General features: G+C 43.3%; 13 protein-coding genes and 1 pseudogene. 3 read left to right on the forward strand and 11 right to left on the reverse strand.

Annotated elements, in window-relative coordinates; all coding sequences use genetic code 11:
• Positions 1 to 129: 129 nt before the first annotated feature.
• From ACYCSE_RS01390 to ACYCSE_RS01400, 3 genes are read right to left on the reverse strand one after another with little or no spacing between them, the layout of a single operon-like run.
• Positions 130 to 1,722 (reverse strand): ABC transporter substrate-binding protein, encoded by a 1,593-nt coding sequence (locus tag ACYCSE_RS01390; protein ID WP_459700981.1) that lies wholly within the window; start codon positions 1,720 to 1,722, stop codon positions 130 to 132.
• Positions 1,723 to 1,757: 35 nt separating this feature from the next.
• Positions 1,758 to 2,666: an ABC transporter permease gene (locus ACYCSE_RS01395; RefSeq protein ID WP_061829644.1), complete on the reverse strand. Its 909-nt coding sequence runs from the start codon at positions 2,664 to 2,666 to the stop codon at positions 1,758 to 1,760.
• Between the two features lie 36 nt (positions 2,667 to 2,702).
• Positions 2,703 to 3,713 carry an ABC transporter permease gene (locus ACYCSE_RS01400; protein WP_250266391.1) on the reverse strand — a complete coding sequence of 337 codons (1,011 nt, stop codon included), beginning with the start codon at positions 3,711 to 3,713 and terminating at the stop codon, positions 2,703 to 2,705.
• Between the two features lie 309 nt (positions 3,714 to 4,022).
• On the opposite strand from ACYCSE_RS01400, the gene ACYCSE_RS01405 reads away from it, so the two are divergent.
• Positions 4,023 to 4,457 (forward strand): hypothetical protein, encoded by a 435-nt coding sequence (locus ACYCSE_RS01405; RefSeq protein ID WP_459700984.1) that lies wholly within the window; start codon positions 4,023 to 4,025, stop codon positions 4,455 to 4,457.
• 105 nt (positions 4,458 to 4,562) lie between these two features.
• Here ACYCSE_RS01405 and ACYCSE_RS01410 read toward each other — a convergent pair whose 3' ends face one another.
• Positions 4,563 to 5,765 carry an MFS transporter gene (locus ACYCSE_RS01410; protein ID WP_250266394.1) on the reverse strand — a complete coding sequence of 401 codons (1,203 nt, stop codon included), beginning with the start codon at positions 5,763 to 5,765 and terminating at the stop codon, positions 4,563 to 4,565.
• Between the two features lie 398 nt (positions 5,766 to 6,163).
• Between ACYCSE_RS01410 and ACYCSE_RS01415 the strand changes: the two genes are divergently transcribed.
• Positions 6,164 to 7,900 carry a methyl-accepting chemotaxis protein gene (locus ACYCSE_RS01415; RefSeq protein ID WP_459702457.1) on the forward strand — a complete coding sequence of 579 codons (1,737 nt, stop codon included), beginning with the start codon at positions 6,164 to 6,166 and terminating at the stop codon, positions 7,898 to 7,900.
• A gap of 306 nt (positions 7,901 to 8,206) precedes the next feature.
• Positions 8,207 to 9,784 (forward strand): S-layer homology domain-containing protein, encoded by a 1,578-nt coding sequence (locus ACYCSE_RS01420; protein ID WP_322174534.1) that lies wholly within the window; start codon positions 8,207 to 8,209, stop codon positions 9,782 to 9,784.
• A gap of 88 nt (positions 9,785 to 9,872) precedes the next feature.
• Here ACYCSE_RS01420 and ACYCSE_RS01425 read toward each other — a convergent pair whose 3' ends face one another.
• From ACYCSE_RS01425 to ACYCSE_RS01455, 7 genes and pseudogenes are all read right to left on the reverse strand, one after another.
• Positions 9,873 to 10,835: a helix-turn-helix domain-containing protein gene (locus ACYCSE_RS01425; protein WP_459700987.1), complete on the reverse strand. Its 963-nt coding sequence runs from the start codon at positions 10,833 to 10,835 to the stop codon at positions 9,873 to 9,875.
• A gap of 140 nt (positions 10,836 to 10,975) precedes the next feature.
• Entirely contained in the window at positions 10,976 to 11,959 is a 984-nt protein-coding gene (locus ACYCSE_RS01430) for a sensor domain-containing diguanylate cyclase (RefSeq protein WP_459700989.1), read from the reverse strand.
• A gap of 24 nt (positions 11,960 to 11,983) precedes the next feature.
• Positions 11,984 to 12,790 (reverse strand): alpha/beta fold hydrolase, encoded by an 807-nt coding sequence (locus tag ACYCSE_RS01435; RefSeq protein ID WP_452567271.1) that lies wholly within the window; start codon positions 12,788 to 12,790, stop codon positions 11,984 to 11,986.
• Positions 12,791 to 12,876: 86 nt separating this feature from the next.
• The gene (locus ACYCSE_RS01440; RefSeq protein WP_459700992.1) at positions 12,877 to 13,227 is read right to left on the reverse strand and encodes a hypothetical protein; all 351 of its coding nucleotides are present in this window, start codon (positions 13,225 to 13,227) and stop codon (positions 12,877 to 12,879) included.
• Between the two features lie 113 nt (positions 13,228 to 13,340).
• Positions 13,341 to 13,697 (reverse strand): annotated as a pseudogene (locus tag ACYCSE_RS01445) (methyl-accepting chemotaxis protein); the annotation flags it as partial.
• Between the two features lie 106 nt (positions 13,698 to 13,803).
• Positions 13,804 to 15,261, reverse strand: coding sequence for a glycoside hydrolase family 1 protein (locus ACYCSE_RS01450; protein WP_459700993.1), 1,458 nt, complete (start codon positions 15,259 to 15,261; stop codon positions 13,804 to 13,806).
• Positions 15,262 to 15,292: 31 nt separating this feature from the next.
• Positions 15,293 to 17,206: a beta-glucoside-specific PTS transporter subunit IIABC gene (locus ACYCSE_RS01455; protein ID WP_459700994.1), complete on the reverse strand. Its 1,914-nt coding sequence runs from the start codon at positions 17,204 to 17,206 to the stop codon at positions 15,293 to 15,295.
• Positions 17,207 to 17,300: the final 94 nt, after the last annotated feature.

The raw sequence follows: 17,300 nt of genomic DNA on the forward strand, positions 1-17,300 counted from the left end.
TTCAGTCCCTTCACGTTTTCCATTTAGCCAACTACATTTTTTACGATCCATCGGGATCAGCTTCATCCTTCAGGTGTAAAATGATAGCCTTCGGCTGTAAAAACCGAAGGCATAAGGTAAGATCACAACTTACTCTTTATTCAATGAATAGAATCGGATAACCTCATCTGGGTAGTAGACATATCCAGTGACGTCTTTGCTCATGCCAACAACCCGATTGTATTCATACAGGTACGCCCATGGCGAATCTTGATTTATAAGTTCTTGTGCTTTGCCATACAGCTCTTTACGTTTATTTTCATCTTGCTCTTTGCCTGCTTGTTCCCAAAGCTTATCCACTTCTGCATTAGCGTAATGCATATAATTCGATGAACCGCCGCTGTACATCAGAAACCCGAGATGGTAACCAGGGTCGTTGACGAAGGAAGTCCATTTGGAAATGTATGCTGTCAGGTTGCCTTCTCGTTGCTGTTCAAGGAACTGTGCACGAGCAACATTGACAACATTCATCTTTACGCCAATCTTGGCAAGTTCAGCTTGAATCAATACGGCATCATCTGTCCAGTCCTGGAAGCCGGAGCCCAGTGTCAGGTCAAAATTAAACCCATTAGGATAACCCGCTTCTGTAAGCAGCTGTTTTGCTTTGTCCAGGTCGTGCTTATAGCTGTAACCCGCATCAGTGTAGCCAGGCGTGTTACTCGCTACAGAACTCTTCATTTGCTTTGCTTGACCGTACATGACATCGTCGATTAATTGGTCGTAAGGGATGGCATAAGCAATCGCTTGACGCACTTTTGGATCATTAAAAGGTTTAACCTTGTTATTCATGGCGAAATACAGAATCCGGTTACTTGCATTGGATTGAACCTTCAGATCAGCGTTGGTTTCCAGCTTCGAAACATCCTTTGCAGGAATCTCAATCGCCATGTCGACATCGCCTTTATCCAGCAGAAGTACACGGTTGGAAGCTTCCTTGGTAAACTTCATCGTTACTTTGCTCAGATTTGGCGCTCCTTGCCAGTAGCTGTCATTAGCATTAAAGACAGCTTCTGTCGCAGGGTCCCATTTTTCAAGCTTAAACGGGCCTGAACCTGCCGCATGTGTTTTCAAATAGTCACCATCGCCATTTTCTTTGACAAGCACATCATCCACAATGGAGAAGTTGTACAATGACAGGATTTGCAGAAACATATGATTGGGTTGGGACAATGTAACGACAACGGTGTGCTCATCTGGCGCTGTAACGGTTTTAATGGAGCTCATACCATACAGAAAGCTACCGGAATCGGAATTTTTAAGCCGTTCAAAGGAATACAACACGGAATTGGCGGTTAGCGGATTGCCGCTTTGGAATTTAACGTCTTTACGCAGATGGAGCGTATAAGTCATGTTATCAGCGGACACATCCCATTTTTCAGCCAGCATGGGCTTAATGGCTTCCGTATCTGCCACTTCGCCGCTATCCGTAGACTTTTTGCCGTAGGTCACAAGCTGATCATAGAGCGCAAGCACAAGGGTGTCCGATGTAAGATCACTTGCTTCAGCAGGGTCCATGGTTGACCCTCCCTCCGAGTAAGCAAGTGTAATCGTCTTTGCTGGGGATGGGGCATCTGTGCCCTTCTCTCCAGATGAAGCGGACGGGCTGTTAGCATTGCTCGCACAGCCTGCCGTCCATAGCAACGTAGACAAGACGACAATTAGAGAAAGACTTTTTTTCAACATGGCTTACGTTCTCCCCTTTAATGATCTATTTATTTTTATTTGCTAGAGCGCAGTCTAGGATCAAGAACATCCCGCAAACCGTCTCCAAGCAAATTGAAGCCCAAAATAGCTGTCGCAATTCCAAGACCCGGGAAGGTTACAATCCACCACTCACCGGAAATGATATACGCTCGCCCTTCTGAAATCATTGCGCCCCATTCAGCAATTGGGGGTTTCACACCGAGTCCCAGGAAGCTGAGACTGGCTGAGGTCAGGATGGCGAAGCCCATTCCAAGCGTTGCATTCACAAGCAGTGGGGCAAGTGCATTAGGCAAGATGTGGCGAAACAGAATCGTTCCGTTCGTTACACCAATCGCCCGGCTGGCCTCAACAAACTCCTTTTCCCGGAGAGAGATGGTTTGGCCGTGAATCAGCCTGGCGAATTCGGGTATGCCTACAATGCCCACAGCGATAAGTGCACTCATCAGTCCTGGTCCCATCGCTGCAGCAATAGCCATGGCGAGTACCAGCGACGGGAAAGCCAACAGAATATCCATGCAGCGCATAATAATGCTGCCCATTCGACCGCCATAGAAACCTGCGATGGCTCCAAGCGGTACGCCGATGATAAATGAGATCGACACGGCGATCATTCCGGTCCATATGCTGATTCTGGCTCCGTAAATAACACGGCTGAGAATGTCGCGTCCGTAATTATCGGTCCCAAACCAATGTTCTACACTTGGCGGCAGCAGCTTGTTCGCTGGGTCGGTTACATAAGGATCATGTGGAACAATCCATGATGAGAGGATGGCAATGAGCGTCCAGCCAACGATAAAAATGAATCCGATTAAAGCGAGTTTATTGCCAAACAGTAATCGCCAAAAGGTCTTACGTTTCGGTATAGCGGCTGCATTGGGCTGAGGTACAGCCGCTTTTGCCACCAAATCACTTGCAGTGCTCATCCGAGTACCTCCCCCTACTTTTGTGCTTCATTGTTATCACTCGTACCGGATACGTGGGTCAATTAATCCGTAAACCAAGTCGACTCCAAGATTGATAAAGCTGTAAATCAGCGCACTTACGAGGGTAAATGCTTGAATCGGTGCATAATCAGCCGCCAAAATGGAGTCCGTCACATAACTGCCCACTCCTGGCCAGGTAAAAATGGTTTCGGTAATAACCGCTCCACCAATCAGGTATCCGACCTGCAAACCAAGTACGGTAAGCGTTGGAATAAAAGCGTTAATGAGTGCGTGCTTATAGATGACAATTCCTTCGCGCAGACCTTTGGCTCTGGCTGTGCGAACAAAATCCTGACCGATGACTTCCAGCATGCTGGAGCGCATCATCCGTGCCACAATCGCCATAGTGCCTGTGCTGAGACAGACAGCTGGCAGAACCAAATGGGATAAACTGCTTTTTAAAGCTACAAAATCACCGGTCATCAGACTATCGAGTACATAAAGTCCCGTAACGTGCGTCGGCGGATTGATATCACCGCTAATTCGACCCATGGGCGCAGGAGCGATGCCCCATTTAGCATAGAAAATATAAATGAATAACAGGCCAATCCAGAAAATGGGCATACATGCACCGATCAAGGAAAACACGCGTGAAATGTGATCAACAATCGATTCTTTACGGGTTGCCGCCAGAATACCGATCGGGATGGCCACCAGAATCGCAATAACCAAACTTGCCAGTGCCAACTCGATGGTTGCTGGAAACCGGGTAGCAAAGTCGCTTGCCACTGACTGTCCGGTGTGATAAGCCTGACCCAGATCACCTTGGAACAATCCAACTACATAATGGAAAAATTGAATGTACTTCGGTTGATCCAGTCCCATACTGCTGCGAATATTTTCAATCGTCTCGGGTGTAGCCTGCTCCCCCGCAAGCATCACGGCAGGATCACCTGGAAGCACTCTTGAGATCATGAATGTAATGACGACAATACCAAGCAGTGCTGGAATCATTTGTACCAATCTACGTAGTGTGTATACGGCCACAGTCCGTCCCCCCTTATCCGTAATCCCTCGTCTGTTTGTCACCTTTCTTTTCATCACTTGTTATTTTTATCATTGTACTAAGGAACAAGAACGGTTTCCACGTCCTGAATAACTAAAAATAATGACGAAATTTGTCGTCCGTGCACTAAAGTGACTCAATATGTAGTTTAAATGTTATGTATTTATCCGGTTTGAGAAATCAAAAACAGCATAATGCAAAACAGGCAATCCCCTTTTAAAAGGAAATCGCTTGTTTTTTGTAAATATGGATTGTAGTGTTAGGTCGATCAGGAAAGGAGAATCACAGTATTGGAAACGAACTACAGAAAGCTGTTGGATCAGATGATGACACCCTATGATGAAATGCTGCAGAGTCTCATAGGTGATCACGCCGATTTTTCGAAGGTCGATTATTTGGAAAAGCACAGTGAGAAATATAAAAAGAGTGATGCCAATTATACCAATCGCTTGAAGGTGCTTTTGGCTATGTATAATCGCGAGGATCGATATGCCCCGCAATACGAACCGATTGTTAGAAGGTTGCTCGTTAATGAGATTATAGACAGGGAAACGAACAGTTTTCAGGGGATTGGCGATGCTCTGTATTACGCCGTTTTTTTACTGCAAGGTATATCCAGTATTGTCTTCGGCTACAGCTCGAACCATTCCGCAGCACGCTCCTCTTCTTCCAGCACCCTGTACATTCCTTCCCTCCACTTCATCGCATCTTCGCCACCAATATGAAATAGACAATTGAGACCTTTTGACTATCATTCAAACCAGCAAACAAAATAGGCTTCCCGTGAATATAGCGCGAAAGCCTATGGGTTCATCAAACCACTCTTTTATTTATTTGGCCTTCTGAGATACCAGTTCACTATTCCCTTTTCTCTTTCTTATCCCCAACATAATGACGGCCATAACAGCTACCAGAACTGCTATAAGAGCAAAAGGAATATATTTATCCACCCGATATAGCGTCGTTGTCAAAATAGGAGCAATAATCGCAGAAATGCCTTGGACAGTGGCCACCAGACCAGCGGCTCCTCCTTGCTGTTCTTTACTGACAGAAAGAGAAGCCCCGGCCATAAATCCTGGCATTAGCAAGCCTGTACCTATACCAAACATAAAGAACGCAAAATAGTAAACGACCATGCTGGCTGACATGAGGAATAGCAGCATACCGACAATAAGGAACAGAGAGCCGAGCAAAATCATCGGCTTGGGTTGCCATTTAAGCCATTTCATTTGAACGATCTGTACAATCAACATCGCTGCCCCAGAAAACATAAGCCCAAAGGAAACCACTCTTGCTGTTTCTTCGGATGAAAGGCCTAATTGATCTTGAAAATAAAATCCGCCTATAACCTGGATGGTCACAATACTAATCATCGTAACCAAACCTGCAAACAAATACATTCGTAGACCAGGTTGAAAAGGATTAATCCGAGCTGGCTTTTGCTGAATAACGGGCTTGGCAGACGGAATTGCCAGCAAGGCCACTACAAATGCTACAGCCGCAATCACGATTCCAAAATACAGAGGCCACAGCAAGCCTATTAAAGTAAAGGCGCCTGCAATAGCGGGCCCAAATACTAATCCAAGTCCATTGGCCGCGCTAATGATAGCCATGCCACTACCTCGATCTTCGCCCTCGGTCACGTCTCCCATGTAAGCTTGGGAGGATGACAATACCGCCGGGATAAACCCGCCGATCAAGCCGCGTGTAACAATCAGCAGGACTAACAGCATTCCCCCGCTGAGCCAACCCTTTAATCCTGCAAAAAGAGTAAGCGTAAACAACAAGCAGCTTACACACATCCCTATGAATCCAAGCAAAATCACAGGCTTGCGTCCCTTTGCATCACTCAGATTCCCCCAAATTGGAGCCATTAAGGCCATCGTTATGGAGCCAAGCGATATAATTAACCCAGAATGACTTTCTCTTAACCCCAGCTCACGAATAAGGGGCGGCATAATTGGAGCAATGAGCATGAGCCCTAGCATAGCCACAAAAACACTGAAAAAGATGCTCCCTTTGATTCTATTCATCCTCGCACACTCCTCTGATATAGATTCTCTCTATGCAGAAGTATACGGAGCATACCAAGAAACTACTGCCTGTATACGGATAAATTTGCGGTTAAACGGATTTAATTTAGCATATAAAACAGCGGCCAGCCTTCAGGACAGTATAAGATGATCTATGATCCAATGGGTTCCGTTGATTATAGTGGCCTTGACACATAGTTCACCTGGGGGCCGTAACATGATACGAAGTTTAGACGGTTTCTTCGCTGACTAGATGAAAGGGCTTAATTTCCTGACATGTTATTACGATATATGATGTACAGTCTTTTATCTTTTGTAACTACCGTAGTTGTGGGTTGAGTCTGTATATCGATGTCTAAGGAGGAATTGCAGTGAAAAAAACAAAGATAGGATCAATAATGAAGGTGAGATCGTTAAGAACAAAGTTAACCATAATGTGCTTGATTATTTTAATTGTACCCACTTTCGTGATTGGAATCAGTTCTTATTTTGTTTCCAAGAATGAAATGAATGAATCAGGCAAAGTGGCACTTAAAAATAGTGTGCAAATGGTAATTGGTATGATTAGTCTCCTCAATGGGCAAGTCGAAGCCGGTAATTTAACATTGGAGGAAGCACAGGAAAAACTGCGCATCGAGCTGCTCGGTGTAAAGGATGCTAATAACAAAAGACCAGTAAAGATTGAATATACTGTAGGTAAAACAGGTTATCCGTGGGCAGTCAACCAAGATGCCGTTTCAGTGATGAACCCTTCAAATGAAGGCCAGGATTTAATAAATACCGTATCAGAAGACGGTGTGCATCTGGGAAAAGAGTTTGTAGAAGTCGGTACAAACGGCGGGGGATTCGTCACTTATAAATGGGCTTTACCTGGTACAGATCAAGTGGAGACGAAAATTTCGTATGTTGAAAGGGATCCTTATTGGGGTTGGATCATTGGTTCTGGAGCATATTTTAACGAATTTAACAGCGGGGCGACCAAAGTCCTTTATATTGTCCTGATTATTACGACTGTTGCGGTTATTCTGGGAGCAATTATCGTAAGCTTTGTTTCGGGGCGTTTTACGAAGCCTATTCTCGTGATCGCAAAGCGACTTAACTCCGTCGCGGACGGTGATTTAACGGTCGAAGAAGTCAAAATTCATTCAAAAGATGAGATCGGCGAGCTTGCACAGGACTTCAATCATATGATTAAAAATATTAGATTTCTGATCGGTGAGGTAAATCTGTCCACAAAGCAGGTAGCTACTTCCTCGAAAGAATTGACCCTTGGAGCAGAGCACACTGGACAGGCAACCGAGCACATCACCATCGCGATTCAAGAATCGGCGGCCGGTGCTAAGGAGCAGCAGATGATGCTCCAGAAGACAACCAGCTCGCTTGAAGAAATTTCAATAGGTATGCAGCGGATCACGGAGAGCTCCTTGGCCATTGCTGATTCGTCTGCAGACGCGATGGAAATGGCGAGCGTTGGTGGTACTGCTGTACAACATACGGTGAAGCAAATGGACCTGATTAACCATTCCGTCAATGAAACCGATGCGGTTATGAGAATGTTGGATGAACGCACTCAACAGATCGACACGATGCTGCATGCCATTACGGATATTGCACAGCAGACCAACCTGCTTGCCTTAAATGCTTCGATTGAGGCCGCCCGTGCAGGCGAAGAAGGCCGCGGTTTCTCCGTCGTTGCTGCAGAGGTAAGAAAGCTGGCCGAACAATCGAACCAGTCTTCCGGGCAGATTTCCGAGTTGATTCAGAATATGCGCAAAGATATGGAGCATTCGCTTAAGACCATGGAACGCGTAAAACAGGATGTCGACTCTGGTATTAAAATTGCCAGTGAGACGGAGCAGCAGTTTAACAAAATTGTGACGTCCACCAATCATATCGCACAGCAAACGGAAGAGCTCGCGAGCATCACGCAGCAAATAACCGCAAGTGTCCAGGAAATTTCAGCAAGCGGTGAAAACGTATCGAGTCTGGCGCTTCAAGCGGCGGACAACTCGCAGAATATTGCAGCGTCTGCAGAAGAACAGCTGGCTTCAATGCAGCAGATCACCAGCTTGGCAACGACCTTGTCGGATATGTCTCAGAAGTTACAGGACCTAACAGTCAAATTTAAATACTAGTGGAATAAACTGTAGTTTCCAATATGGTTTCATGAAGAGCCTTCTTACCGTGAGATTAGCATTAGTTCATGGTAAGAAGGCTCATTTTTTTCCGAAAACGTCGCGCTAAACTGACCATTCGTATTATGAAGGGCTCACAAATCGTGATCTGTTAATTGGACATGGTTTTTGTCGATTTTGTTCAGAATTGGTTCAGAAGCATTTAGTATAGTAATCCAGTAGTGTAAGAAATCATATTAGCAGGTTAGTCATCATGGAGGATCTTAGTCTGTTCATCGTGACACCAGAAATTTATGGAGGAAGTTTATGAGTAAAATCAAGTCTTTTTGTTTATCTTATCTTGCTGTTATCGTCTTATTTGGCACCTGGACATGGAGTTTTTCTGGGAGTGCTGTGTATGCGACCTCCTCACCAGTACCTAGTGTAACAGATGCTGTGTATGCTACTGAAACCACGGTAACGAGTTGGACAAATCCTTCTAAACAAGGTCAATCCGTAACGTTTAGCATCAAAACCATCTCAACCCCACAAATTACGAAGGATTTAACTGGCACCGTGGTTCTTATGGATGGTACGAATATATTAGATACGCTTACGTTGACGCCAAATGGGATTGCAAATGGATATGCCACTGCGACCTATACCACAAGCAATTTAAGCGTGGGAAGTCACCCGATTACTGCTATATATAGTGGGGATGCTCGATTTGTCCCCAGTACATCTGAGCCATACATTCAGGTCGTAAATGCACCTGCGCCTACAACTTCACTGAGACCTACAGCAACTACAGTATTGAGTTCGCTGAATCCGTCTAAGCAAGGTCAAGAAGTAAGATTTAGCGTGAGGACAACTTCAAACCCACAGACTTCTGGCGATTTAACCGGAACGGTCATCCTTATGGACGGCACGGATGTATTAGATACGCTTACGATGGAGCCAGTGGGCATTTCGAATGGCTATGCCAATGGGTACTACACTACAAGCGACTTAAGTGTGGGAAGTCACTCGATCACTGCTATTTACAGTGGAGATGCTCGATTTGCCCCGAGTACCTCTGAAGCGTATATACAGGTTATAAATGGAGATGCAGACACTGGGAATACTGGCGGAACTGGTGCTACTACTGGTAACGGCAGCAGTAGCAGTAAAAAAGATAAGAAGGATAGTACAGATAGCAGTGAGTCTATTTCTTCTAGCGAAACAACCACACCTTCATCACCATCGGTTTTACCGACAGATTTGCCGACTTCTGAAATCATGCCAGTAGAGCAATCAGAGGTTGTGCATGAAAAATATATAACCGGTTATCAGGATGGCACATTCCGACCGGACCAGTCGATTACACGAGCTGAAACTGCCGCGATGATGGCTAGAATTATGAAGTTGGAAACAAAAGAAAACTCATTGGCATACAAAGATGTACCTAGCACGTATTGGGCGAAGGATTCGATTATAGCACTCACGACACAACACCTCATGAATGGATATGCAGATGGAACATTTCGGCCAGAGCAACCCATTACCCGTGCAGAAATGGCAGCAATACTCGCATCCTGGAAGCAGCTTAAAGGAACGCAAACCGCAGCATCTCCTTATACCGATATCGAAAAGCATTGGGCAAGAGATTCAATTAAAGCGCTAGCTGAGGCAGGATGGATTACTGGTTTTAACGACAGCAGCTTCCAACCCAATCAATATATAACACGAGTAGAAACCGTTACAATTTTGAACACCATCTTAAAACGAGGACCCCTGGAAGGTACGACCCAGGCTACATGGAAGGATGTACCCGCAGATTACTGGGCATTCAAAAATATTGAAGAAGCGTCTCGTACCCATACTTCAACCATCAATTCAGAGGGTACTGAAACTATCGTGAATTAAGCACCAAATAAAAGCTGGAATCCTTTCTATACAGGGTTCCAGCTTTTTATTTACCTGATATTTTAAAAAAACGGTCAAAAAATAAATTTTAAAATACCTTCTTTAAGGAGGATGGCTTCACTCCGTATTCCCGGAAAAATTGCTCTGAAAATGCACTCACATTGCTATATCCAACAGCCATCGCAGCTTCAGTCACATTGCTTTCTTGGCTTCGGAGCAGCTTCATCGCATAATCGAGACGAATTTGGCGCAAATATTCAAATACAGTAGCTCCAAAGCAGGCTTTGAATCCTTTTTTTAATTTAAAATCGTTTAATCCAACCTTTTGGGATAATGTGATCAGCGAAGGTGGATCAATCATGCTGGATTCAAGGATCTCCCGAGCCATATGCAGCTTTCTGACATCATCTTTAGACAAACCTTCGGGCATAGGTGTTAAATCAAATAATTGAATCATAAATCGATTTAAAATCTCAAGTGCCGCTGCTTCCATTAACAAAGGCGATTTATGCACACTTTTCAAGTCTTTGATCAAGTGTTCAATCATCACTATACTTCTGTGATCCAGTTCAAAACTAAAGTGATGGAATGCAGCTCCCTTAAGAATTTGATTAAATTCAATAGCTACCTGCCGACGAGCCGCTAACTGTGAAGCCGCATAATTAAACAACGAAATCGGAATGCCAAGTGCAAATGATTGGTATTGTTCGTTAACCGGAGGATGGAAACATGCTTTGAAATCCTGTAAAAAAATAAGAGCACCCTGCCCCATCGGGAGTGTATAATCCAGACCAGCCACATTCACATGACGTTGACCGGAAAGCGCAAATTGAAGTTCAATCATTTGTCCTCTGGAAGAAAAATTGGTCGGATACGGCTCGTGATATTGAATGTGCGAATATACAATCTCAATTCCGCTGTAAGTTGTAACTCGGTAGATATGCCCATGACCCGCTTCTGGTAACATCATATACGTATGCTCATTCTGTTGTCTAAACGGAGTTTTTTCCAAATAATGCTGATATATTAATGATAACGAGTTTGAATTCACAAGCGTCCACCTCAAATATTTTCATTCATTCCGATGCTCCAAATGAGAATCGTTATCAATAATAGTAGCCGAATTTGAATGGTTTGACCAGACCTATTAGAGTAAGCTCAACTCTTCATTCAGTTTAAGAAGCCTCTATACTATCTCTTTACAAGATTTGCTGAATGAGTGACCCGATTTCTCCCGCCACTTTTGGAAGCATACAGAGCCAAATCCGCTTGATGAACAATCGTTTGTTCCGTATCCGCTTGCGTAACCGTTGCCACACCAATACTCACAGTAATGGCATATTCTCCCCAATCCATCGAGGCTGTCGTGGAGCGGTATCTTTCTGCTGTACGAATGGCTTCTTCTTGATCGTTGTCTGGAAGAATAATTACGAACTCCTCGCCCCCATATCGAGCGACAATGTCCCTGTCCCGTGACATGGATTGGAGTATTTCTGCCAGATTAGTGAGCACCAGGTCGCCCACCGGATGACCGTAAGTGTCGTTAATGCTTTTGAAATGATCAATATCAATGAGCAGCAGCGAAAAAGGTATTCCAGTCTCTTGAAAGGAGGCTAGGCTAGCCAGTAACTGATCTTGAAAATATCTTCGATTTCTAAGACCGGTTAACGGGTCAGTTGACGCCATCGTTTCTAGCTGGAGATTGATCCTCACTAATTCCTGCTGCTTGATTTCATATTCTTCGTGCAATCGTTCGAGCTTCTGGTTGGCTTCATTCGTAGCTTGATATAATTCCTGAAGCTTGGTTTTGGTCTGTAGTATATCTTTCTCGTGTTCAATTCGCTTACGCATCATTAGCACTACACAATCAATAACAGTTTCTCCGTTGCGCTCCTGGCGTACCCCATTTAGAAGTACAGGCACATCCTGTCGATCACTTGTCCGAAACGAGAAGTACATCTCATCGACATGGCCGTACAACTGAATATAGGGATAAAAATAAGTATGAAAAAATAGCTTGTTGGTAATAGACATTGTGGATTCAATAGGCCGTCCGAGCAATTCATTACGATCATAAAGTAGCATATCCAATAAAGTTTGATTTACCGATTGAATGAAGCCAGCGTCCGAGATTGAGAAATATCCACAGGGAGCTTTATCTAATTGAATATCCATTGCATGACTGCCTTTCATACGATATTACACACTGGCTAAATATTCTTTGATTAAATCGCTCGTTTCTCCTGGTTGACTTAAATGAGGATAATGCCCCTTTGCCCTCATCTGTTGAAGCCTGCTGTTTTTAAGATGAGTACGTAAATAATTCCCTACCTCAATCGGAGCAATGCTATCGTCCGAGCACTGGAGAATCAGTGTAGGAACCGAAGCATGCTGGAGATCGACACGGCAATCCGAAAAAAATGTAACCTCTGCGAATTGCCGTGCAATATGAGGATCTCTTGAGCAAAATGCCTTTTCCAATTCTTCGGTTAAGTCCCCTCGCTCGGGATTCTGCATAGCAATGGGCGCCATGTAACTAGCCCAGCCAATAAAGTTCATTTGCATCATATCCAGTAATTCATCAATATCACTCTTATCGAAGCCTCCATAATAAGAAGGCAGGTCATTCACATAGCGTGGAGAAGGACCGAGCATGACAATGCGTTCAAAATATTGAGGGCTGCGGATGGAGGCGAGCATTCCGATCATGCTGCTAACGGAGTGTCCGACAAATATGGTATTTCTTAAGTCTAACGCTTCCATAATATCCAGCACATCTTGGGCATACCCTTGCAAGTCACTGTATTTTTTCGAGTCATAATACTTTATTTGAGAATCTCCGGAACCTACGTAATCAAACAAGACGATTTGGTAGTTGTCGATAAAGCTAGGGACGATATAACGCCACATATCCTGGTCGCATCCAAAGCCGTGAGCAAACACAATCGTCTGGCTGCCTGTGCCTATTACTTTTACATTATTACGTTGGAGAATATCAACGGTCATTGTGAATCACCTCTCTGAGGTAGTATCTGTTCTATAGCTTCTCTTCCCTATTATATCGGAAAAGTTTCGATTATGGATAATGACTCTCATTCATAAATCCAGCGTTCAATGATCCCCTTTACTCTTTGCACATGTTGCTGTGATAAGGAACAAATAATAACCAATTCGTTTTTCCCATTCGTATCTAACCAATGGTGAACGTCATCCTCTTCATTAACCGTTTCATGAATGATTCTGATGGATTTATGACTTATTTTTGATTTAGCCGAAAAAATGGGGTTCATATCCATGACTTTCTGACCATTAGAAAAGGATGTGTTGTAATATGGAATCACCCAGTTCTCCTTATCCTGATCTTGTACTAAATTTAGAAATACACGCACCCAATAATCCTCTAGTTCTGTGTAACTCTGTTCATTCAACCCATTCAAATTCATACATGTATCCACTCCAAGTTATTCATTAAATAAACGTAAAAAAGTCTCGGCCAGTGATCTACATTTCCATGACGGAATGCACAATTCACAGACCGAGACTTCTTTTTCATTCTTTATTTTACATCAACATCATTCGTGATTTTCTCTATTAAACCTCTCAAACCTTGGTTGGTTTCATTTAATTGATCGATAATATTCATAAACTCCGACACAAGCTTGGCCTGCTCTTGGGAAGATACAGTAATCTGCGTAATCTCTTGTTCCATGTTATAAACGGATTGTCTGACAGCTTGCAAGGATTGCTCGATTCGTCCAGTTGCTTCCTTGGTGCCCGTAGACATCTTGCGGATTTCTGCAGCGACAACTCCAAACCCTGCTCCTGCCTCACCCACCCGAGCAGCTTCAATGGCTGCATTTAATCCAAGCAAGTTTGTCTGCTCTGAAATATCCTTGATGTAGCCTGCCACCTCACATTTAAGGTATTATTTTTGTTTCATAATGTAAATTCAAGCAGCGCGTACCGATTAAAATGGGCACGCGCTGACCGTATGAATTTTATGAAACAGGCACTAAGATTTAATCCAGCTGCTCTCCATTGGTTTCGATCACATTCTTATACCAATAAAAGCTCTTCTTTCTGGATCTAGCAAGTGTCCCTTTGCCTTCATTATCCTTGTCGACGTATATAAACCCATAACGCTTTTTCATTTCACCGGTTCCCGCACTTACCAGATCAATACATCCCCAAGGCGTATACCCTATTAGGTCTACTCCATCAGCAATCGCTTCTTTCATTTGCTCAATGTGTTGCTTCAGATAATCAATTCGATAATCATCGTGAATGGAGCCGTCTTCTTCCACTGTATCTACGGCGCCAAGGCCATTTTCAACAACCATTAACGGGATTTCATATCGGTTATAAATGTTATTGAGGGACCATCTCAATCCCTGTGGATCGATCTGCCAATCCCAGGCACTTGCTTTCAAATGAGGATTCTTTAAGCCCATAGATAAGTTCCCTCCCACCTTCTCCTGGTTAGGATCGGCACTGACACAAGTAGAGGAATAATAGCTGAAGGTATAGAAATCTACGCAGCCTTCTTTTAAGATGTCCTCATCCTCTTCTTGCATTTTGATCTGAATGTTATGATCTCTAAAATAGCGTTTGGCAAATCCCGGATAAGCTCCTCTTACTTGAACATCTGAGCATAGGAAATTGCTTAAGTTATCCTTTTGTTGAGCCAGTAGAATATCATCAGGATGACATGTAAGTGGGTAGGAACACATATAAGCAATCATACAACCGATTTTAAAGTCCTTGTTGATTTCATGACCCAGCTTTACAGCCTTTGCACTGGCAATAAATTGATGATGCAACGCCTGATACAGAACCTGCTCATCCTTCACTGTAGCATGGGCAAGCTCTCCATTCCCCTCCGGCATCATAGCTCCAGCCATGAACGCGCCAAATGACAAGGTTAAAATATTGATTTCATTAAAAGTTAACCAGTATTTTACGACATCTTTGTATCTATTAAAAAGCACTTCACAATATCTCACATAAAAATCTACGACTCTGCGATCTGACCAACCATTATATTTTTGGGTCAAATGAAACGGTGCTTCATAATGTGAGATCGTAACCAAAGGCTCAATATTATACTTTTTCAATTCTGCGAATACACGATCATAGAACTGCAAGCCTTGCTCATTCGGCTCTGCATCATCTCCGTTAGGAAATATTCTTGACCACGCAATGGACATTCTAAAGACCTTGAATCCCATTTCCGCAAATAAGCGGATATCCTCTTGATAGCGGTGGAAAAAATCAATAGCTTCTTGACTCGGATAGTTCACTCCTTCTTCCAGTATAGCTGTAATTCTTCGGGAAGTCGTATGCGTTCCAGCCGTAATCACATCAGCAGTGCTTAAACCTTTACCTTCTTCATTATATCCACCTTCAAATTGGTTGGCAGCCGTTGCACCTCCCCATAAAAATCCTTGTGGAAATTCCAATTTAGTTGTATTTTTCATTGTTTAATTCCTCCTCAACATGTAATTAAGATCAGACTACGACGGTCAATAAATCCTCTTGATACTCAATTGCCTTCTTCTCTGTTTCAATGACATCCAGGTAATTCGTAGTATTGGCAACGATAATAGGTGTGGTCAAAACATAACCAGCCTCTTTTATAGCTTCCATATCAAACTCCATAAGCAGCTGGCCTTTTTTAACAGCATCTCCCTGTTTCACTTTAGGATAAAAATGTTTGCCTTTTAATTTGACCGTATCTTTGCCTACATGGATGAGGACCTCAACACCGTGGTCACTTGTAATTCCAATCGCATGACCTGACGAAAATAATGATGTTAATACACCATCTACAGGTGAAACGACCTTACCTTCAGAAGGTTCAATGGCAATCCCTTTACCCAGAGCACCTGTCGAAAAGGCTTCATCTGTTACTTCAGATAAAGACTTCACTTCACCTTTTAATGGACTCATCACCGTCTCTTGTTTTACTAAAACTTCTCCTTTGGCTGCTCCTGGTGTGCTGTCTTCCTTTTTTGCTTCTTTCACTTCATCATCTTTAAATCCGCCAAAGAACATAAGCAAGAAACCTAATACAAAGCTTACCAGGATACCGATAACAGCCCCATAAAATCCATTGTCTATTCCTGCCGGACTGATATAGCTCGGGATAGCGAAAATACCCAATCCACCAATGATGTAGCCTTTAGTTCCCATCATTCCTATAATACCGCCGCCTACTGCAGATGCTATACAGCTTAAAATAAATGGTTTCTTACGTGGTAATGTAATCCCGTAAATCGCTGGTTCTGTCACACCAAAAATCCCGGAGATGACAGCTGGAATGGAAAGTGATCTCAGTTTTACATTTTTGGTTTTAAACAAAATCGCCAGTACGACGCCTGTCTGAGCAAAGGAAGCTCCCAGCGTAGCCGCAAGAATCGGATCGAATTTAAGCACTGCTAAGTTGTTCATAGCGATAGGAACAAGTCCCCAGTGTAATCCAAAGATAACAAACACTTGCCAGAAAGCGCCCATGATTATGCCTTCAATAATTGGACTTAAGTTATACACAAAGAGGGTTGCTGCCCCAAGCAGTTGACCTGCCCAAGTCGAGAGAGGTCCAATCACAATCAATGCTAAGGGTACAATAACTAACAATGTGAAAAACGGAACCAAAAATGTTCTCACGACGCTAGGGATTACCTTTTTAAAGAAGTTTTCTATTTTTGAGCCTACATAGGTGGATATGATAATCGGAAGAACAGTTGACGCGTAACTCATCAAAATGACCGGAATACCTAAGAAGGTGATATATACTGGTGACTCAAATATAGTCCCGCTAAATAGAGTGTATAGTGGCTTGCCCGAAGCTGTTATCGTGCTAAATGTCGGATATACAAGTGATGCACCTATAGCCATACCTATAAAAATGTTGGCATTGAACTTTTTAGCTGACGTATACCCCAGGAAAATAGGAAAGAAGTAAAACAAACAATCACCTAAAGCATTGAGAATTTGATAGGTACCCGATGTAGTGGTCAGCCAGCCCAAAGCTACAAATAAGGCAGTGAAGCCCTTAATCATACCCGTGGCACTTAAGACACCCAGCGTGGGTGTAAATACACCTGAAATGGTATCAATGAATCTATTGAACAAACTCATTTTTTCACCTGAGGCTTCTTCTGAATCTCCTGTCTGAAAACCGCCTACAGCAGTAACATCAGCATAAACCTCAGGTACATGGTTACCTATAACAACCTGGTATTGCCCGCCACTCTTTACTACAGTGACAACACCATCCATATTTTTCAAAACCTCTGTATTGGCTTTACTTTCATCTTTTAGTTTGAAGCGCAAGCGTGTAATACAATGAGTTAGACTATTCACATTTTCTTTGCCGCCGACATTTCTGATGATGTCTTTTGCTAATGTCTCATACTTCATTGTAACTTCCCCTTTATTTGTATTTATAAAAAAAGGCGAAACCAAATAGATCAAATTCGATCTAGGTTGGTTTCGCCTGCATTACCAGTAACAA

It is taken from the genome of Paenibacillus sp. SEL1 (genome assembly GCF_054602535.1).